22 protein-coding genes and 1 pseudogene are annotated in these 18,400 nt (G+C 72.4%); 13 read left to right on the top strand and 10 right to left on the bottom strand.

Features of this window, described 5'->3' with window-relative positions; genetic code table 11:
- Positions 1–58: 58 nt before the first annotated feature.
- The 8 genes from ACGFYN_RS11690 (at position 59) to ACGFYN_RS11655 (ending at position 6,259) form a co-directional block, all read left to right on the top strand.
- Complete coding sequence (locus tag ACGFYN_RS11690; protein ID WP_393865604.1) at positions 59–559, top strand: winged helix-turn-helix transcriptional regulator; 501 nt, start codon at positions 59–61, stop codon at positions 557–559.
- 92 nt (positions 560–651) lie between these two features.
- Complete coding sequence (locus ACGFYN_RS11685) at positions 652–1,161, top strand: SRPBCC family protein (RefSeq protein WP_393865603.1); 510 nt, start codon at positions 652–654, stop codon at positions 1,159–1,161.
- A complete protein-coding gene (locus tag ACGFYN_RS11680) occupies positions 1,161–2,219 on the top strand; it encodes an LLM class flavin-dependent oxidoreductase (RefSeq protein ID WP_393865602.1) in 1,059 nt (352 codons plus the stop codon). The genes ACGFYN_RS11685 and ACGFYN_RS11680 overlap by 1 nt, the downstream gene beginning before the upstream one ends.
- Before the next feature lie 96 nt (positions 2,220–2,315).
- Complete coding sequence (locus tag ACGFYN_RS11675; protein ID WP_393865601.1) at positions 2,316–3,038, top strand: YciI family protein; 723 nt, start codon at positions 2,316–2,318, stop codon at positions 3,036–3,038.
- Entirely contained in the window at positions 3,038–3,376 is a 339-nt protein-coding gene (locus ACGFYN_RS11670; RefSeq protein WP_393865600.1) for a YciI family protein, read from the top strand. Before ACGFYN_RS11675 ends, ACGFYN_RS11670 begins: the two co-directional genes overlap by 1 nt.
- A complete protein-coding gene (locus ACGFYN_RS11665; RefSeq protein ID WP_393865599.1) occupies positions 3,373–4,632 on the top strand; it encodes an RNA polymerase sigma factor in 1,260 nt (419 codons plus the stop codon). Before ACGFYN_RS11670 ends, ACGFYN_RS11665 begins: the two co-directional genes overlap by 4 nt.
- Positions 4,633–4,682: 50 nt before the next feature.
- Entirely contained in the window at positions 4,683–4,808 is a 126-nt protein-coding gene (locus ACGFYN_RS11660) for a hypothetical protein (RefSeq protein WP_393865598.1), read from the top strand.
- A gap of 2 nt (positions 4,809–4,810) precedes the next feature.
- Positions 4,811–6,259, top strand: coding sequence for an MFS transporter (locus tag ACGFYN_RS11655; protein WP_393865597.1), 1,449 nt, complete (start codon positions 4,811–4,813; stop codon positions 6,257–6,259).
- On the opposite strand, the pseudogene ACGFYN_RS11650 reads toward ACGFYN_RS11655, so the two are convergent.
- Positions 6,240–6,392: pseudogene (locus ACGFYN_RS11650) on the bottom strand (SDR family oxidoreductase); the annotation flags it as partial. The gene ACGFYN_RS11655 and the pseudogene ACGFYN_RS11650 sit on opposite strands and share 20 nt — an antisense overlap.
- On the opposite strand from ACGFYN_RS11650, the gene ACGFYN_RS11645 reads away from it, so the two are divergent.
- Together ACGFYN_RS11645 and ACGFYN_RS11640 are read left to right on the top strand one after the other, a co-directional pair.
- On the top strand, positions 6,376–6,822 hold the full coding sequence (locus ACGFYN_RS11645) for a hypothetical protein (RefSeq protein ID WP_393865596.1): 447 nt from the start codon (positions 6,376–6,378) through the stop codon (positions 6,820–6,822). The pseudogene ACGFYN_RS11650 and the gene ACGFYN_RS11645 overlap by 17 nt on opposite strands.
- Complete coding sequence (locus ACGFYN_RS11640) at positions 6,819–7,049, top strand: hypothetical protein (protein ID WP_393865595.1); 231 nt, start codon at positions 6,819–6,821, stop codon at positions 7,047–7,049. Before ACGFYN_RS11645 ends, ACGFYN_RS11640 begins: the two co-directional genes overlap by 4 nt.
- A 30-nt stretch (positions 7,050–7,079) precedes the next feature.
- Here the strand turns inward: ACGFYN_RS11640 and ACGFYN_RS11635 are convergent, their stop codons facing one another.
- On the bottom strand, positions 7,080–7,487 hold the full coding sequence (locus ACGFYN_RS11635; protein ID WP_393865594.1) for a nuclear transport factor 2 family protein: 408 nt from the start codon (positions 7,485–7,487) through the stop codon (positions 7,080–7,082).
- Positions 7,488–7,593: 106 nt separating this feature from the next.
- Here ACGFYN_RS11635 and ACGFYN_RS11630 point away from each other — a divergent pair, with 106 nt between their 5' ends.
- Positions 7,594–8,340: a methyltransferase domain-containing protein gene (locus ACGFYN_RS11630; protein WP_393865593.1), complete on the top strand. Its 747-nt coding sequence runs from the start codon at positions 7,594–7,596 to the stop codon at positions 8,338–8,340.
- A 279-nt stretch (positions 8,341–8,619) separates the two neighbouring features.
- Here ACGFYN_RS11630 and ACGFYN_RS11625 read toward each other — a convergent pair whose 3' ends face one another.
- On the bottom strand, positions 8,620–10,695 hold the full coding sequence (locus ACGFYN_RS11625) for an ATP-binding protein (protein ID WP_393865592.1): 2,076 nt from the start codon (positions 10,693–10,695) through the stop codon (positions 8,620–8,622).
- A 138-nt stretch (positions 10,696–10,833) separates the two neighbouring features.
- Between ACGFYN_RS11625 and ACGFYN_RS11620 the strand changes: the two genes are divergently transcribed.
- Both ACGFYN_RS11620 and ACGFYN_RS11615 read left to right on the top strand, forming a co-directional pair.
- Complete coding sequence (locus ACGFYN_RS11620) at positions 10,834–11,703, top strand: MEDS domain-containing protein (protein WP_393865591.1); 870 nt, start codon at positions 10,834–10,836, stop codon at positions 11,701–11,703.
- A complete protein-coding gene (locus tag ACGFYN_RS11615) occupies positions 11,700–12,665 on the top strand; it encodes an anti-sigma factor RsbA family regulatory protein (protein ID WP_393865590.1) in 966 nt (321 codons plus the stop codon). Before ACGFYN_RS11620 ends, ACGFYN_RS11615 begins: the two co-directional genes overlap by 4 nt.
- Here the strand turns inward: ACGFYN_RS11615 and ACGFYN_RS11610 are convergent.
- The 7 genes from ACGFYN_RS11610 to ACGFYN_RS11580 all read right to left on the bottom strand — a co-directional run bounded on the left by ACGFYN_RS11610 (position 12,635) and on the right by ACGFYN_RS11580 (position 18,380).
- Entirely contained in the window at positions 12,635–13,381 is a 747-nt protein-coding gene (locus tag ACGFYN_RS11610; RefSeq protein WP_393865589.1) for a GntR family transcriptional regulator, read from the bottom strand. The two genes, ACGFYN_RS11615 and ACGFYN_RS11610, sit on opposite strands and share 31 nt — an antisense overlap.
- 131 nt (positions 13,382–13,512) lie before the next feature.
- Positions 13,513–14,679, bottom strand: a complete 1,167-nt coding sequence (locus tag ACGFYN_RS11605; protein WP_393865588.1) for a serine hydrolase domain-containing protein — start codon at positions 14,677–14,679, stop codon at positions 13,513–13,515.
- Between the two features lie 91 nt (positions 14,680–14,770).
- Entirely contained in the window at positions 14,771–15,175 is a 405-nt protein-coding gene (locus ACGFYN_RS11600) for a nuclear transport factor 2 family protein (protein WP_393865587.1), read from the bottom strand.
- A gap of 12 nt (positions 15,176–15,187) precedes the next feature.
- A complete protein-coding gene (locus ACGFYN_RS11595) occupies positions 15,188–16,156 on the bottom strand; it encodes an acetylxylan esterase (RefSeq protein ID WP_393865586.1) in 969 nt (322 codons plus the stop codon).
- A gap of 107 nt (positions 16,157–16,263) precedes the next feature.
- On the bottom strand, positions 16,264–16,848 hold the full coding sequence (locus tag ACGFYN_RS11590; protein WP_393865585.1) for a DUF3592 domain-containing protein: 585 nt from the start codon (positions 16,846–16,848) through the stop codon (positions 16,264–16,266).
- Positions 16,849–17,011: 163 nt separating this feature from the next.
- Positions 17,012–17,782 carry a ferredoxin reductase gene (locus ACGFYN_RS11585; protein WP_393865584.1) on the bottom strand — a complete coding sequence of 257 codons (771 nt, stop codon included), beginning with the start codon at positions 17,780–17,782 and terminating at the stop codon, positions 17,012–17,014.
- On the bottom strand, positions 17,775–18,380 hold the full coding sequence (locus tag ACGFYN_RS11580) for a sulfite oxidase-like oxidoreductase (protein ID WP_393865583.1): 606 nt from the start codon (positions 18,378–18,380) through the stop codon (positions 17,775–17,777). Before ACGFYN_RS11580 ends, ACGFYN_RS11585 begins: the two co-directional genes overlap by 8 nt.
- Positions 18,381–18,400 lie beyond the last annotated feature (20 nt).

Genomic DNA, 18,400 nt, shown 5'->3' with positions numbered 1-18,400 from the left:
GGTGCCGGGCGACCGTCGCAACCCCGGGTCTCATGTCGAGACTGACTAGGCTGGAGCCATGAAACGGACGTCGTTCTCGAACTGGCCGTGCTCCATCGCGAGGGCCGTGGATCTCCTGGGGGACGCGTGGACGCCGCTCGTCCTGCGGGAGGCCTTCTACGGGATCCACCGCTTCGACGAGTTCCAGCAGGAGCTGGGCATCGCGCGCAACACCCTGACCGACCGGCTGCGCCGCCTGGTGGACGAAGGGCTGCTGGAGAAGGAGCCGTACCAGGACGAACCCCGGCGCTACGACTACGTGTTGACCGAGAAGGGGCGCGACTTCTTCGGCGTGCTCGCCGCGATGTCCCGGTGGGGCGACCGGTGGCTGGCGGGGGACGAGGGTGCTCCGGTCGCCTTTCACCACGACACCTGCGGACACGACACCGAGGCCGAGGTGGTCTGCGCCGTCTGCCGGGAGCCGCTGCGGACCGAGGACACCTCGATGCGGATGGGCCCCGGCTATCCGGAGCGGCTGAAACAGCGGCCGGACGTGCGGCGCCGATTCGGTGTGGCGTGACGCTCCGGGTCCGGGTGAGGGTCCTTGACAGAGTAAGTCTTATGAAGCAACCCTGGTGATCAGACCCCTTTCCGTCGAGGAGGCCGACCAGGGTGAAATGGACCGGCGCACACTACACGGACAAGCCCACCGTCGAGGTGCGGACCTGGATCGACGCCCCGCCCGACCGGGTGTGGGCCCTGGTCTCGGACGTCACGTTGATGCCGAGCCTGAGCGACGAGCTCCAGTCGGTCGAATGGCTGGACGGCGCCACCGGACCCTCGGTCGGCGCCCGCTTCCTCGGCCGTAGCAGGCACGAGGCGCTCGGCGAGTGGTCCACCACCTCCTACGTCGTCGAGTGCGAACCGGGCCATGTCTTCGCCTGGGCGGTGCAGGACCCCGCCGACCCGACGGCGGTCTGGCGCTTCCGGATGAACGCGGGCGACGGCGGCACCGACCTCTCGGAGTGGATGCAGATGGGCCCCGGCCGCTCCGGACTGTCGTCGGCGATCGACCGGATGCCGGAGAAGGAACAGAAGATCGTGTTCGTACGGATGCGGGAGTTCGAGCAGAACATGACCGCCACCCTGGAGCAGATCAAGCAACTGGCGGAGGCCGAGTGATGCGCACGGCGACCACCATCGAGGCCTCCGGCGTCCAACACCGGCCGGAATCGGCCGACTTCGTCGTGGAGGCCGAGAAGCTGGGCCTCGACATCTGCTGGGTCGCCGAGGCCTGGGGCTCCGACGCGCCCTCGGCCCTCGGCTACTACGCGGCCCTCACCGACCGGATGCTGCTGGGCTCCGGCATCATCCAGGTCGGCACCCGCACCCCGGTCGCCGTCGCCCAGACCGCGATCACGCTGTCCAACCTCTCCGGCGGACGGTTCCTGCTGGGCCTCGGGGCATCCGGACCGCAGGTGATGGAGGGCCTGCACGGCGTCCCCTTCGCCCGGCCGCTCGCCCGAATGCGGGAGACCGTGGAGATCGTGCGCCGAGTGCTCGACGGCGGCAAACTCTCCTACACGGGAACGGAGTTCATCATCCCGCTGCCCGGCGGCGACGCCGTCCCGATGCGGCTGTCGGCGAAGGCGGAGCACGCCGTCCCCGTCTACCTCGCCGCCCTGTCACCGGCCATGCTGCGGCTGACCGGCGAGGTCGCCGACGGCTGGCTCGGCACCAGCTTCGTGCCCGAAGGCGCGGCGGACGCCTACTTCGCGCACCTCGACGAGGGACTCGCCCGAAGCGGCCGCGGCCGGGGCGAACTGGACGTCTGCCAGGGCGCCGAAGTCGCCTTCACGCCCGACGAGGACGCCCTCGCCGCGATGGTCGCCGGTCGCAAGAAGGAACTGGCCTTCAGCCTCGGCGGCATGGGGTCCGCCTCGACCAACTTCTACAACAACGCCTACAGCCGCCAGGGTTGGGCCGAGGTGGCCGCCGAGGTCCGAGAGCGCTGGCAGGCGGGCGACCGGGACGGCGCGGCCGGTCTGGTCACCGACGAGATGGTGCTCGGCACGACACTGATCGGCACCGAGCCCATGGTGCGGGAGCGGCTGCGGGTGTGGCGCGACGCCGGCGTGGACACCGTACGGCTGTATCCGGCCGGGCAGACCCTGGACGAGCGGCTCGCCACACTGGGCCGGGCCATCGAACTCGTACGGGAGGCCGGCAGCGCGTCGTAGGCCCGTCCCGAAGATCCGTCCGGCAGAGTGTCGATTCGGCGGGCCCCCGTTCGTCGGTGGGGTGTAGGAAGCTCATGATGACGACCGGGAGGACCCATGAAGTACATGCTGCTCGTCTGCGGTGACGACACCAACGACGCCTCGGGCATGGCACCCGTCGAACCCTGGGTGGAGGACCTCGGCGAGCGCGGCGCCCGGCTGCACGGACACCGGCTGGCCCTGCCCACCGACGCGGTCACCGTGCGCGTCCGCGGCGGCGAAGTCCTGCGCACCGACGGGCCGTTCGCCGAGACCAAGGAGTACGTCGCCGGCTTCGACATCCTGGAGTGCGACAGCCTGGAGGAGGCCGTCGAGGCCGCCGCCCGGCACCCCGTCGCCACCATCGGCGCCATGGAGGTCCGCCCCTTCTGGCCCATGTGGGAGGGAGAGGACCCCGAGACCGCCATCCGCGGCATCGACGCGGAACTCACCGAGGCGCTCCGGGACCGCGACGTCGAGCGCGTACTGGCCTGCTACGCACCGGACGCGGACATCTTCCACTTCGCCGACGGCCACGAGCGGCACGGCCTGGACGCCCATCGCAAGGCCGTCCAGGATCTGTTCGCCCAGGTCACAGGGCCGGTCACGCGCGAGGTGCGGGAGCTGCGCGTCGAGGTCGACGAGAGCGTCGGCTTCGCCCGCGCCCTCATCCGGATGACCGCCACCCGCGCCGACGGCACCCGGCTCGACGACACGCTGCGCGTGACCACCGGCTACCGCGACGTCGGACTGCGCCGCCTGATCACCCACGAGCAGGCCGTGGCCCTGAAGGAGGCGTGATGAAGTACGCGCTGCTGTTCTGCACCCCGGTGGGAGCCGAGGAGCAGAGCCCGGCGGAGCACGCCGACGATCCGCGTTTCGCCGCGTACCTCGCAGAGGTACGGGCGGGCCGGGTCACCGGCGGGGCCCGGCTGCGGCCGGCGAGCGACGCGACGACCGTGCGGGTGCGGGGCGACGAAGTCCTGCTCAGCGACGGGCCGTTCGCGGAGACGAAGGAGTACCTGGCCGGTATCTCCTTCATCGACGTCGCCGACCTCGACGAGGCCATCGCCCTGGCCGCCAAGCATCCGGCCGCCTGCGACGGCGGCTCGGTCGAGGTGCGGCCGGTCTGGGAGTGAGCGCCGCCGACGAGGTCGAAGCGGCCGTCGCCGCCGCCTTCCGGGAGGAGTGGGGCCAGGTCGTCGCCACCCTGATCCGGGTGACCGGCGACTGGGACCTCGCCGAGGAGTGCGCACAGGACGCCTTCGCCCAGGCCCTGGACCGGTGGCGGCGCGACGGCGTTCCGCGCCGCCCCGGCGCCTGGCTGACCACGACCGCCCGCCACCGCGCTCTCGACGTGCTGCGCCGGGAGGCGGTGGGGGCGGCCAAACTGCGGGAGGCGGCCGTGCTGGCGCGCGACGAGGGACCGTACGACCCGGAGTACGACGGCGACGACAGCGGCGTCCAGGACGACCGGCTGCGGCTGATCTTCACCTGCTGCCATCCCGCCCTGCCCATCGAGGCCCGGGTCGCGCTCACCCTGCGTACCCTCGCGGGCCTGACGACATCGGAGATCGCCCGCGCCTTCCTCGTCCCCGAGGCGGCCATGGCGCAGCGCCTGGTGCGCGCCAAGAAGAAGATCCGCAACGCCGGCATCCCGTACCGGGTGCCGCCCGCGCACCTGTTGCCCGAACGCACCACGGGCGTGCTCGGCGTGCTCTACCTGCTCTTCAACGAGGGGTACGCCGCCACGTCCGGGGCCGATCTGGTCCGTACCGACCTGTGCGCGGAGGCCGTCCGCCTCACCCGGCTGCTGGCCCGCCTGATGCCCGACGAGCCCGAGACGCTCGGCCTGCTCGCCCTGCTGCTCCTGCACGACGCGCGCCGGCACACGCGCGTGGACGCGGCCGGCGAGCTGATCACCCTGGAGGACCAGGACCGCACCGCGTGGGACCGGGCGGAGATCGACGAGGGCGCCGCCCTGCTGGAGACGGCACTGCGGCGTGGCCGCCCCGGTGCCTACCAGATCCAGGCGGCCATCGCCGCCTGTCACACCACCGCGGCGACCGCCCAGGACACCGACTGGGCCGACATCGCCGCACTCTACGGCGAGTTGACCCGCTTCGTGCCCTCGGCCGTGGTCCGCCTCAACCGCGCGGTGGCAGTCGGCATGTCCGAGGGCACGGAGGCGGGGCTGGCCCTGGTCGCGGAACTGGAGCAGGAAGGCGACCTGGCCGGCTACCACCTGCTGCCCGCCACCCGAGCCGACCTGCTGCGCCGCAGCGGCCGTACGGACGAGGCGGCCGAGGCGTACGAACGGGCGCTGGAGCTGGTGGAGAACGACGCCGAACGCAGGTTTCTCCAGAAACGGCTCGCGGAGTGTCGATCCGCGTAGGGGCCGTTCGTCGGTGGGGTGAAACCACCTCACGACACCGGAGGCGCCCGATGACCGCCCACCTGCCCACGCGTCCCGACACCAGGCTCCGCAGGGCGCTCGCCGCGCTCCTGCGCGAACCCCGCACCCCCGGCACACCGGAAGTGTGGCTGGCCGGCCTCCGCCTGGGAGGCTGACCATGCCCGCCACCGACTCCCGCCGCTGGTACGCCCTCGCCCTGCTGTGCGTCGCCGGGTTCATGGTGATCCTCGACGCGCAGATCGTCCTGCTCGCCCTGCCCTCCGTCGCGGACGGCCTGGGCCTCTCCGCGGACGGCGCCCAATGGGTCATGAGCGCCTACCTGCTGAGCTTCGGCGGGCTGCTGCTCCTCGGCGGCCGGACGGCCGACCTGCTGGGCCGCCGTCGTGTCTTCATGACGGGCACGCTGCTGTTCGGGCTGTCCTCGCTGCTGTGCGGACTCGCCTGGACGGCGGGCGTACTGGTCGCGGCCCGTGCCGTGCAGGGCATGTCGGCCGCGCTCATGGCACCGAGCGCGCTCTCGCTGCTGGTGAGCACCTTCGAGGAGGGCCACGAGCGCAACAAGGCCCTCGCCATCTGGTCCGGCAGCGGCGGCTTCGGCGCCACCGCGGCCCTCCTGATCGGCGGACCCCTCACCGGCGCCCTCGGCTGGGAGTGGGTCTTCTTCCTCAACGTCCCTGTCGCCGCTGCCCTGTTGGCCCTCACCCCACTCCTGCTGCGCGAGAGCCGCACCGAGAGCCGGGCCCGCTCCTACGACCCGGCCGGCGCCCTCGCCGTCACCGCCGCACTGGTCGCCTGTGTCTACGCCGTGGTCGACGCGCCCCGCGCGGGATGGCTGTCGGCGCGCACGACGGGCCTCCTGGTGACAGCCGTGCTGCTCGCGATGGTCTTCATTCGCATCGAGGCCCGCTCCACGGCCCCTCTCGTGCCGCTGCGCCTGCTGCGCGCGCGGACGGTGAGCGGCGGCAACCTGATCGTGTTCCTGCTCGGCGCGAGCGCCTTCGGGATGTCGTACACGCTGTCCCAGTACGGCCAGGGCGTCCTCGGCTACTCACCGCTGCGGTTCGGCCTGTGCAACGTCGTGATGCCGGTGGGCGCCGTCGTCGGCTCCTCCGTGGGCCAGGCCCTGGTCACCCGCCTCGGCGCTCGGCCGGTCGCCGCGGGCGGCCTCGCGCTGGTCGGCACGGGCAGCGCGCTGCTGGCCCGGGTCCCGGTGAACAGCGGCTTCGTGCGCGACCTCCTGCCCGGCCTGCTGCTCTTCGGCCCGGGCCTGGGCGCCTGCGCGGTCGCCGGTGCCATCGCCGCCCTGACCGGCGTGCGGGAGGAGGACTCGGGCGTCGCCTCCGGCATCAACACCGCGGCCTTCCAGATCGGCGGCGCCTTCGGAGTCGCCGTCGTCACCTCCGTCACGCTCTCCTGGACGAACGGCCCGGACCACCTGGCCGCTCTGACGGCCGGCTATCGCGCCGGGTTCGCGGCCTGCGTCGTCCTGGCGGCGACGGGGCTCGCCTGCGCCTTGCTGCTGCTGCGTAAGGGCAAGGAACAGCAGCGGTACTCCCGCGGCCGGCCGGACACGCTGCGGGCTGCCCCGCGTCGAGCGCGTTCGTGATCGCCTTCACCCCGCCGTGCGCCGCGTACCCGCCGTCGACCGTGATCTCCGCGCCGTTGACGTACGACCCCTCGTCGGACAGCAGGTAGACCACCAGAGGTGCCACCTCGTCGACGGTGCCGCCGCGGCCCCTCAACTCCACTGTCTTCTCCGAGACTTGGGGCGCCCTGTCGGTCGAAGGGGGCAGCGGCCTGAAGCTGTCCGCGGTCAACTGTCACGTCGGCAACACCGGTGATCACGGCTACGGCTCGATCATCGCCGGCCCGGCGGCCGTCGTGCACTACGGCGACAGCACCCGCGCCGCGGTCGCCGCGCTCAACACCGAGCTGGACCTCGGCCCGTCCAACGCCGAGCTGAAGAGCATCCCGGCCCGCAACACGGTCGTGAACTCTGACCACTTCGGCTACATGTTCTTCGGCACCGGCACGCTCACCCTCGACGGCGGTACCGTCGTCAACTCCGAGCGGGCCACCTTCCTCAACAAGGGCCGGCAGACCGCGATCAGCGTCGACGGCTCCCAGGGTGCCCGCCTCAACCGCGCGACGGCGTCATCCTGCAGATGATCGAGCTCGACGACCCGGGCCCGGTCAACGTCAACGGCAGGATGATGAACATCGGCGTCTACACCGAGCCCACCACCGACCCCACGAAGGACACCTCCTTCGACACCTCCGACGCCACCGTACGGGCCCCGCGCGGCAGGTCGGTGACGATGACGTCGACGGCACCACGACGGTCGTCACGGCCCGGCAAGAGCTACACGGGCGCGATCACTCTCACCGTGGCGTGAGGCCACGGCGGTGACGTCCGGGGGGTGACGTCAGGAGGTGGAGGCCGATCGCGCCTCCGCCTCCTTGACGATCTCGTCGAACCGCGCCCCCATCTCCGCGGCCAGCGCCTGCGCCCCCGACAACGGCCGCACCATGACCATGAGTTCGGCGATCAGGCCGTCCTCGTCCAGGCGGATGAAGTCGCAGCCCGTCAGCTCGCGGTCGCCGACCCGGGCCGTGAAGACGAGGGCGTGGTCGCGGCCGTCGTCCCCGGCGAGCTCACGGTCGTACCGGAAGTCCTGGAACACCGTCGAGACCGCGCGCAGGACCGCGGCGGTGATCGCCTTGCCCCGATACGGCTTGAAGACCACCGGGCTGGTGAAGACGACGTCCTCGGCCAGCAGCGCCTCCACGGAGTCCATGTCTCCGGCCTCGACCGCCTCACGGAACGCTCGCATCGGATCACCTCATTAGTCAATTAGTGGAGTAGGTGTCGATGAGACTAATGAGCGGACGCCGGGGTGTCCACCGCCGCGTGCCGCCGTTCTGGCTAAGCTGACGGCGATGTTCAGCCCCGAAGGCCCCAGCCTGCGCGAGCTCGCCGTCCAGGCACTCTCGTCCGTCGAGCACGGCTACGATCTGCTCGCCCCGAAGTTCGACCACACCCCCTTCCGCACGCCGGAATCGGTGCTCGACGCGTGCGCCTCGGCGCTGGCCCGTACCGGTCCCTTCGACACCGGCCTCGACCTGGCCTGCGGCACCGGCGCGGGAGCCGGCGTCCTGGCCCGGGTGTGCCGGCGCAGTGTCACCGGCATCGACTTCAGCGCGGGCATGCTCGACGTGGCGCGGCGGACCGTACGGCCGCCGGGACCCGCGCTCTCCTGGGTCCGCGGTGACGTCCGCGCGCTACCTTTCGCGCCCGGCGCCTTCGATCTGGTGGTGAGCTTCGGAGCGTTCGGGCACTTCCTGCCGCGTGAGCTGCCCGGCCTGTTCGCGCAAGTCCACTCCGTGCTCCGGCCGGGCGGCAGCTTCGCCTTCCCCGTGCTCGCCCCGTCCCGGCCCACGTCCCCCGCGTTCTGGATGCTGCTCGGCTTCGACGCGGTCATGCGGGTGCGCAACGCCGTGTGGCGGCCCCCGTTCGTCATGTACTACCGCTCCTTCCGCCTCGGCGACGTACGGCGGGAGCTGGAGCGGGCCGGATTCGGCGTGCATCTCGAGACGCTCCCGGAGTTCGGGCACCGCAGCGACGGCAGCCCGCGTGTGCGGATGATCGTGGCCGAGAGCCGCCGCACCCGGCCGGTTCAGGCCTGATCGGATCCGGCCGGAACAGGACCCATGCAATCCGGCCGAAGCCGGACCCATGTAGCTCGGCCGGAGCCGGGCCCATGCAATGCGGCCGGAGCCGGACCCATGTAGCTCGGCCGGAGCCGGGCCCATGCAATGCGGCCGGAGCCGGGCCCATGCAATGCGGCCGGAGCCGGACCCATGTAGCCCGGCCGGAGCCGGGCCCTGCAATCCGGCCTGATTCGATCCGGCTGGATCCGCTCCCCGGCGGGCCCTTCCCGCCCTGCGCTCGGTCCCTCCGCCCGATCAGACGTCGAACCCGTCCAGCTCCCCGCCCAGCGCCAGCTCGATCGCCTCCTCCGGCCCCAGCTCCCGTCCCGCGGACACCGCCGCGGAGAAGCGCATGTGTCCGAGGGAGGCGCGGAGCCGGCGCTCGTACTCGCGGTGGAAGACCGTCTGGTCCGGCCGCCCCAACTGCGGCAGGCCAGCCGCGTGCCACAGGCGTCTGCTGATGCCCAGCAGACGTGCGGCCAGCTCGTCCTCGCCCCGCGCGGCCTGCGCGACCACCAGGAGGTCGGCGATCGCGGCGGCGCCGATCCGGTCGTGCACCCGCCACTTGGCGATCAGCGCCTCGCGCGCCGAGCGCACCGCGTCGTCCGGATGGCCCAGACCGATCCCGGCGAGCGCCACGAAGAAGTCGCCCCAGGCCCGCATCCACAGCTCACCGCGCTTGGCGCACTCGGCGCGCAGCCGCTCGGCGACCGCCGCGCACCGCTCGAACGCGGCCTGGCTGGCCAACAGATACGCCTGCACGGCGAGCGTCAGAAGCTGGAAGAACTCGGCGCCGCCGTCCCCGGCAGGCGCCTGCCGGACGCTTCCGTACAGCACCGCCGACCGCGCCGACTCGCCCCGTACGGCGAGACTTGCTCCGGTCAGCGGCAGCGCGGGCACCGGCAGGCGGCGCTCCTCGGCGAGCCACACGTAGGCGGCGCTCACCGACTCGGCCGCCTCCAGGTCGTCCGGGACGACGGTGACCAGCCGGTGCGCCCAGACGGCGAGGGTGTGCTCGGGTCCGCCGTCCTCGGGGGTGCGTCGCAGGGCCCGTTCCAGGTAGGTGCGGCCCTCCTCGGCGAACCCGCAGGCGAACCAGAAGAACCAGAGGGAGCCGGTGAGTTCGAGTGCCGTCTCGGGTTCCGCGGCGGTCAGGCACTCCTCGATCGCCAGCCGGAGATTGGCGTGCTCGACGGTCAGCCGCTCGGACCACATCCACTGGCCGGGCCCGAGCCACTCCGCCTCGCCCTGTCGGGCGATCCAGCGGAAGTAGTCGCGGTGGCGGATCCGGACCGCCTCCACCTCGCCGAGCCCGGTCAGCCACTCGGCGCCGAAGGAGCAGACGGTGTCCAGCATCCGGTAGCGCAGCGCCGCGCCCTCGCCGTCCCGGGTGATGATGGACTTCTCGGTGAGCGAGGCGAGCAGGGTGAGGATCTCCTCCGGGTCCAAGGGGCCGCCGTGGCACACGAATTCGGCCGCCTCCACGTCCCAGCCGCCCGCGAACACCGACAGGCGGGCCCACAGCAGCCGCTCCAGCGGGGTGCACAGTTCATGGCTCCAGCCGATCGCGGTGCGCAGCGTCTGGTGCCGGGCCGGCCGCGGCCGGGCGGGGGAGACGAGCAGGTCGAAACGGGAGTCGAGGCCCTCCAGCAGCCGGTGCAGGGGGAGACCGCGCAGCCGTACGGCGGCCAGCTCCAGGGCCAGCGGGATCCCGTCCAGCCGGGTGCAGACGGCCGCGACGTCGGCCCGGTTGTCATCGGTGAGCGTGAACGCCGGCAGTGCCGCCGCGGCCCGTGCCGCGAACAGGGCCACCGCGTCGTCGTGTTCGCCCAGTGGCAGCGGTGCCACGGTCAGTACGTGCTCGCCCGGCACGCCCAGGGGCTGCCGGCCGGTGGCCAGAATCCGTAGATCCGGAACGTTCGCGAGGAGTTCCCGCACGACGCGCGCGCATTCGTCCAGAACGTGCTCACAGGTGTCCAGAACCAGTAGCACGGGCGCCCCGGCGAGGTGTTCGCACACGGCCGGCAGAAGGGGCCGAAGTGTCTGCTCGGTCAGGCGGGTCGCCTGGGCCACGATGTTCGTCAGCAGCTTCGGGTCCCTCAGCTCCGACAGCTCCACCAGCCAGGTGCCGCCCGGGAACCCGGACTTCACGGCGTGCGCGGCCCGCAGCGCCAGCCGGGACTTGCCGACTCCTCCCGGCCCCGTCAGCGTCACCAGTCGCTCGGTCCCCAACAGCCCCGCTATCTGCGCGAGTTCGCGCCTGCGGCCGACGAAGACGTTTGCCTCGGCGGGAAGGTTGCCGATCCTTCCGCCCTGTACAGAGGCCGCCATCGCTCCCCCTCACCGGAACGGATGGCGCACACCATAACCCCTCACGGCAGGGCCGCTTCCGGCGTAGTTTGGAAGCGGTCCGTCACCGAGGGAGGTACGGGGATGGCCGTCATACCCACCCAGAAAACCGTGGGACAGATGCGCCAGGGAGACCACTTTCTCCTCGGCTACGACACGGACGAGGAGCGCGAGGCGGTACTCGCGGTGTTCTTGCTGGACGGTCTGGCCAGCGGGCAGCGCGGACTCCTGCTGCCGCCCGTCGACGTCCCGGGCGAGGTCGCCCTGTCCTTCCTGGAGTCGCACGGCTGCCCGGTCGACAAGGAACTCTCCGACGGCCGGCTGTGCGTCGACCCGCACCTCGCCGGACCCGAGGGCCTGTGGGACCTGGACGAGGTGATCCGCCGCGAGGCCCGCCGGGCCGTCGGCGACGGGTTTCTCGGCCTGCGCGTGTGCACGGAGAGCCTGCGCACGCTGGCCGGCAAGGAGCTCAAGACGCTTCACGACAGCGAACTGCTGCTCGACCCCGTGTTCTCCTCGCTGCCGGTCCTCGGCATCTGCCAGTACGACCGCCGGATCTTCGGCGACACGGAACTCGATCCGATCGCCGGGCTGCACCACGGCCGGGTCGGCGCCGACGACGTGTGGCGCGACGAACTCCTCATCATCAGCCGCACGTTCGCACCCCCGGGCCTCGCCCTGGTCGGTGAGGTCGACGACACGAACGTCACGGCCGTCGCCAGAGCCCTGCACGCCGAGACCGACCGCGCCCAGGGCCGCGCCGCGTCCCGCACCCATGTCGACCTGCGCGGCCTGCGCTTCATCGACGTAGGAGCGCTGCGCCTGCTGGTGTTCACGGCGCTCGGCCTGTACGCGTCGGGCCGCACCCTCGAACTGTCGGGTGTCGCGCCGCATGTGCAGCGGGTGATGAGGGTGACCGGCTGGGACCGGGTTCCGGGCCTGTACATCGAGCCTGCCGGCGCGGGCGCACCGGACGGAGGGGGACCGTGACCGGATTCGTCCATCAGGCCCTGCGCTACCGCTCCGAAGACCAGTTCCTCGACACCGTCGCCCGCTTCGTCCGCGACGGGCTCGACGCGGGCGACACGCTGCTGGTGGTGGTGAGCGTCCGCAACATCACCCTGCTCGGCGAGGAGCTCGGCAGCCGCTTCCGCGACCTGGAATCCCACGACGCCCTCGACTGGTACGACTACCCCTCGCGCACCCTGGGCCGCTACCACTCCTACTGCCGCCGGCAGGGGGCGGGCCGCCGCGTCCGCGTCGTCGGCGAGCCGGTCTGGGAGGGCCGTACCGTCCTGGAGACCCGGGAGTGGATGCGGTACGAGTCCCTGGTGAACGTCGCCTTCGCCGGCTCCCGCCACTGGATCCTGTGCCCGTACGACATGCGGGTGCTGCCCGAGAGCGTCGTGTGCAGCGCCGCCCGCACCCACCCGGAGCTCGTCCACGAGGCCCGCGCCGCGGTCGACTACGCCGACCCGGCGGACTTCTCCGCGGAGTGCGACGAGCAGGGTCTCGCCCGGCTGCCCGGGGGAGCGGACGGCATCCGTTTCGGCCGCGGCCGGACGGCTGCCGTACGTCGTGCCCTGAGGGCGTACGCCCGCCGCCTGGGTCTGTCGGAGCAGCGGGCGTACGACCTGGTGGCGGCGGTGCACGAGACGATGGTCAACGCCGTGCGGTACGGCGGTGGGCAGGGTGTGGTACGGCTGCACAGCGACCGGAACCATGTGATCTGCGAGATCTCCGACTTCGGCGCGCACACCCCGGTGGCCGGGCCGCCCTTCCCCGGCCACCTGCCGCCCGAGCCCGGTGCTCCCGGTGGTCACGGCATGTGGCTGGTGCGGCAGTTGAGCGATCTGGTCGACGACGCCCTCGACCCCGAGGGCTCCGTCGTACGGCTGTACTTCCGGCGCCCGGGGCGCGGTCAGCCCGCCGCGGGCAGCGTGAACTCGTAGATCAGGGCGTCCGGTTGGGCGTCCACCACCAGGTCGGTGATCTCCAGCGGCCGCGCGTACTGGTCGTGCACGCGCCGGGTGACCCGCACCGAGGGCGTGTCCGCGAGCGGGGTGATGGTGTCCCGGTGGTGCAGGGTCAGGCCCGCCCTGCGCATCCAGTCGTAGGCGCGGCGCAGCTGGGCCGAACAGGCGCCGTCGGCGCGGTCCCGGTAGCGGGCCAGTTCCTCGACCTCGGCGAGGGCGACGGCGGAGAACGACGTCATGGCCGTGCGGCGGCCGCGGCCGTCGGCGCCGGCCGACTCGTAGCGGTGTACGAGGGTCGGGCGGTGCGGGGCGAGCCCCAGGGCCTCTGCGTGCTCGGGCGGGGGTGTCTCCCAGGTGACCCTGGCCCGGTCGAGGGCGCCCGGGTCCGCGGCCGCCCGGGCGCCGACCGGGAAGGCCAGCGAGGACGGGCTCTCCACCGGCAGCCCGGGCAGGGTGGCGTGGCTGCCGCGCCGGTCGGTGGCGACCACGCCGTCCCGGCGCAGCACCTCCAGCGCCTGCCGGACCGTCTCCCTGCTGACGCCGAAGCGCTCGGCCAAGTGCCGTTCGCCCGGCAGGCGTTCGCCGGGCGGGATGCCGCCGTCGCGCAGCTCACCGAGCAGCCGCGTCGCGACGCGCCAGTACAGCGGCTCCTTCTCGGGCAGGGGACGGTCGTGCGGGGTGGTGCGGGCCATGCCGCGCCTCCTGTTTGGTGACATGCCGTGGCCGTGCGGACTCGGTGCGCCACCAGATCTAGCATTGGTCTAAACCAGGAAGGAAGAGCGGCCTGCCGGTTCGGCCGAAACCGGCCCGCGCGGAAAGCCTCTCAGAGTGCGCTGTAGAGGGCGTCGACCAGGGCCATCTTCCGTGGGTCGTCGGCGATATGAGGCCCCATCCGGTTCATCACGTAGCCCATGGACGCCTCTGCCTCCGGGTCGGCGAGACCGCAGGAGCCGCCGAAGCCATCGTGTCCGAAAGCGCGCGGGTTGGGGCCGTAGGAGCCGTTGGTGCCGCTCAGCCACAGTCCGAGCCCGACCTCCGTCTCGCCCTCGAAACCAGCGCCGAGCACCAGGTCGCGGCAGCTGCCCTGGCCCTCGCGCACCCGCTCGGCCGCCTCGGCCGACAGGACGCGGTGGCCGTCGAAGGACCCACGGCCCGCGAAGATCCCGTAGAGCGCGGCGACCGCCCGTGCCGTGCCGTGTCCGTTCGCGGCCGGGATCTCGGCGGCCCGCCACTCCGGTGTGTTCGCCTCGGTCGCGCCGGCCGGCGGGTTGACCAGTGCGGCCAGGGCCGCGGGCGTCAACTGGCTGAAGATCGCCGCCTGTTCGCTGCCGGACGCGGCCGGCGGATGCACCAGCTCGGCGGCCCGCCCGGACTCCTTCTCCGGCAGGCCGACGCGGAAGTCGATCCCGAGCGGCCCGGTCACCTCCCGCTCCAGGAAGGCCCCCGGCCGCAGCCCCGAGACGCGCCGAACGACCTCCCCGACCAGGAAGCCGTAGGTCAGCGCGTGGTACCCGGACCGCGTGCCGGGCTCCCACCAGGGCTCGGTGGCCGCGAGCCGCTGCGTGGTCAACTCCCAGTCGTAGAGCTGCTCGAGCGAATGCGGCTCCCGCAGGCCGGACAGCCCGGCGCGGTGCGACAGCAGATGGCGTACGAGGACCTTGTCCTTGCCGGCCGCCGCGAACTCGGGCCAGTACGTGGCCACCGGCGCGTCGAAGTCGAGCAGTCCCCGGTCGGCGAGGATGTGCGCGCACAGCGCGACCGGCCCCTTCGTCGTCGACCAGACGTTGACCAGGGTGTCGTGCTCCCAGGGCCGGGTGCGGGCCGCGTCGGCCCAGCCGCCCCACAGATCCACCACGACCTCGCCGCCGACGCTGACGGCGACCGCGGCGCCGAGCTCCGCGCGGTCCCGGAAGTTCTCCTCCAGAGCCGTCCGCACCGCCGTGAACCGCTCGTCGCAGTAACCGCGCACCTCTGGCTCGTGCTCCGCCATGGGACCCTCCGTCGTCAGCCGGAAACCCAGGCCGCGACCCTGCGGCCCGGGTTGATGGAGAACGTACCGACTGGTCGGACTGGAGGGAAGGTCAGAAGAAGAAGAGCTTCTCCGTGGGCTCGCGGTGGCCGTCGGCCATGTGCCAGTAGTCCCGTGTCTCGACCGCCAGGCCCGCGTCGTCGAAACGCGCGAACACGCAGCCCGCGAGCGCGGACGCGATCCCGTCCTCCTCGGCCAGCACCCGGAACTCGGCCACCGCGACGCCGTCCGGGCCGACGAGCGGTGGCGAGAACCGCACGTCCGTCACCCGCTCCTCGGTGAACGACCGGCGCAGATAGGCGGCCAGCTCGCCGCGCCCCCGGTGCGGCTCCCGGAACGGCATCGAGCGGTGGACGCAACTCTCCGAATACAGCTCCAGCAGCGCGTCCACGTCGTGCACGGCCCAGGCCCGCTCCCAGACACGGACGAAGCGCTCGGCGGCCTCATACGTCTCCATGTCCCCGCGTCCTCAGGCGTAGGACCGCAGCCACTGGAGCTTGGCCGCTTCCTGGTAGGGGCCGCCGCCCTCATGGTCGTTGAAGTCGTAGACCTCGATCGACTTGTCGTCGTGCGCCCAGGCGTTGAAGGCGGCGAAGACCGTGGAGGGCGGGCAGGTCTGGTCCTCCAGGGCGGCCGAGAACAGGGCGGCGGAGCGGCCGCGGGAGGCGAAGTGCACGCCGTCGAAGTAGGACAGGGTGCGCAGGGCGTCGTCGGTGCGGCCGCGGTGGGTCTTGAGGAACAGGCCGATCTCGCGGTACGGGTGACGGTCCGTCAGCGTCGCGGCGCGCGGGTAGTCGCACAGGAACGGCACGTCCGGAGCGATCGCCGTCAGGTCCGGGACCAGCCCGCCCACCGCGATGGTGATGCCGCCGCCCTGGCTGGCGCCGAGGGCGACCGTGCGCGAGGCGTCGGTCAGCGGGTGCGAGCGGGCCGCCTCGACGGCGCGTACCGCGTCCGTGAACACCCGGCGGTAGTAGTAGTTCTCGGGTGCGTCGACGCCGCGGGTCATGAAACCGGGGTAGGCCGGCGCGCCGCCCACCGGGTCCGGGGTGCCGCCGCCCCCGCCCCACGCGCTGCCCTGTCCGCGCGTGTCCATCACGAAGTGCGCGCGGCCGGTGGACGCCCACAGCAGATGCTCGTGCGGCAGGCCGCGTCCGCCGCCGTAGCCGACGAACTCCACGACCAGCGGCAGCGGTTCGGCCGCCCCCGCGGGCAGCGTCAGCCAGCCCTTGACCGGGTGCCCGCCGAATCCCGCGAAGGTCACGTCGTGGACCTGGACCGTCGTCAGACCCGTGTCGACCGGTTCGAAACGGGCGTCCAGGTCGTGCGCGCGGGCCTCCTTGAGGGTCTTGGACCAGAACGCGTCGAAGTCCTCGGGCTCGGTGGACGCGCTGCGGTACTCGTGGAGCTCGTCGAGAGGTAGGTCGAACAGGGCCATCTAGAACCGCCTTGGTGAAGGGCCGGTGCGGATGATCACACCGTACGTGGGTGGTCCAACTACCCGCCAGGTCGTTGTGGATGCCCGTGTCACCGCGGGGCGGTCCCTCACGCCCGGCGCCGCGTCCACTCCGGCTCGGTCCGCGCCCACGCCCGCTCCCACTCGGCAAGGCGGTGACCGGCGGAGATGTGCCGGACGACGACGTTCACGAGGAGCACCACCGCGACGGCGCCGCCCGCGGCGATCGCGCCGACGGTCACGGTGTGCTGCCAGATCGCGGTGCTGCCGGGCGGCGGGGGAACGTTGTGGCCCTTGGCGTCGAACCAGAGGGAGACCTTGTCGCCGTGCCGGGTGCCGGCCGGTACACGGGCCGTGGTGGTGTGCGTCCCGGTGGCCGGGTCGGTCCAGCGCACCTGCACGCGATACGTGTGCTGCCGGCCGCCCTGCACGGTGGGCAGCTGGTCGGGTGCCTCACCGGTGACCTCGGCCCGCACCGGGTGGCGTTCGGCGCGCTGTGTCACGGCGACGCCCCGCGCCTGGTCGTGGGCCCACCAGCCCGCCAGTACTCCCACCAGCGGTGCGGCCACCAGCAGCAGAGTGGCGGCGATCAGCGCCGTCCACGCCTCGATCACGTCCGACCGGCGCCGCAGCGGATTGTGCCGCCAGCGCCAGCCGCGCACCCGGGTTCGCATGTCGACCTCCTCGCCGTCACCGAAGCCGGAGGGGCCGTTTCGTGTTCGGTTCGTATTGTCCCTCCGCATCGCGTATGCGCGCGAGTGTCCCTGAGAACTTGGGTACCCCGAGGGACGCGGTTCGTTCACGGCGGGCCGCCTGGACGCAGTGGTTTGCGCCACCTCACCCGAAGCGTTCGATACGGATCCGGTCCACGGGCTGGCCGGCCTCGACGAGCAGCCGGGAGGCGTGCTCGGCGAAGGCGTTCGAACCGCACACGTAGGCCTCCCACCCACCAGCGGGCCGCTCTGCCAGGAGTGGCGCCATATGTGCGGCCGCCATACGTCCTACCGGCACGCCCGCCGGCGCGCTCCTCGTGAACACGGGCGTCGTCTCCGGGCCGAACTCAGGCGCGTAGATGAGCTCCTCGGGACTGCGCGCGGACACCAGCATCCGCAGTGGTACGTCCAGGCCGCGCGCCCGGTGGTGCCGCAGCATCGACATCAGCGGCACGACCCCGGAGCCGGCCCCGACCAGCAGCGCCGGCCGGTCGCCCGGCCAGGCGAAGAAGCCGCTCAGCGGGCCGCGTATCTCGACCTGGTCACCGGGCTCGGCCACGGTGTGGAACCAGCCCGAGACCTCGCCGTCCGCCACCTGGTCCAGGGTCAGCTCGACATGCCCGGTGTCGTCGGGAGCCGACGCGATGGAATAGTGGCGCTGGGCCACATAACCGTCCTCGGCGGTCAGCCGCATCAGCAGGTGCTGGCCGGGCAGATGCCCCGCCCAGCCGGGCACCGCGAACCGGAAGGTGGCCGCACGCGGCGTCTCGCGGCGGATCTCGGTGAGCGTGGCCATGTGCCACACCGCGGCGGTCTCCTCGCTGACGCCGATACGGCCGGGCACGGCGAAGCGGGTCGGCGGCACGAAGGCGGGGGAAGCGGTCGTCTCAGTCACCGGAGTACCGCTGCTCCTGCCAGGGGTTGCCGCGCGCGTGGTAGCCGTTCTGCTCCCAGAAGCCGGGCTCGTCGTGGTCGAGGAGCGTCAGGCCCGCGATCCACTTGGCGCTCTTCCAGAAGTACAGGTGGGGCACGAGCAGCCTGGCGGGCCCGCCGTGCTCGGGGGCGAGGGGCTGCCCGTCGTACTCCCAGGCGATCCAGGCCCGCCCGCCGGTCAGGTCCGCGAGCGGCAGGTTCGAGGTGTACCCGGTGTGCGAGTACGCGACGACGTGGGTGGCCGACACATGGGGCCGCACCACATCGAGGAAGGCGTCCAGGGACACGCCCCCGAACCGCACCCCGAATTTCGACCAGCTCGTCACGCAGTGGATGTCGCCCTCGTAGGCCGACGCCGGAAGCGTGTGCGCCTGCTCCCAGTCCCAGGTCCGCGGCCGCTCCACGAGCCCGTCGACGCGGAAGGTCCAGTCCGCGGGCGCCAGCTCGGGCGTGACCTCGGCGGACAGGACGGGCCAGCCGTCGCCCGCGTCGTACTGGCCTGGCGGCAGGCCCGGATTGTGGACGCGGGGGCGTCCGGTGAAGCCTCGGGTGACGTTCATGCGGATCCAGCGGGACGGAG

The sequence above is a fragment of the Streptomyces sp. NPDC048419 genome (genome assembly GCF_043200415.1).
Classification (GTDB): domain Bacteria; phylum Actinomycetota; class Actinomycetes; order Streptomycetales; family Streptomycetaceae; genus Streptomyces.
Note: the sequence above shows the minus strand (reverse complement) of the source record. Positions and strands in the feature narration are given on the sequence as shown.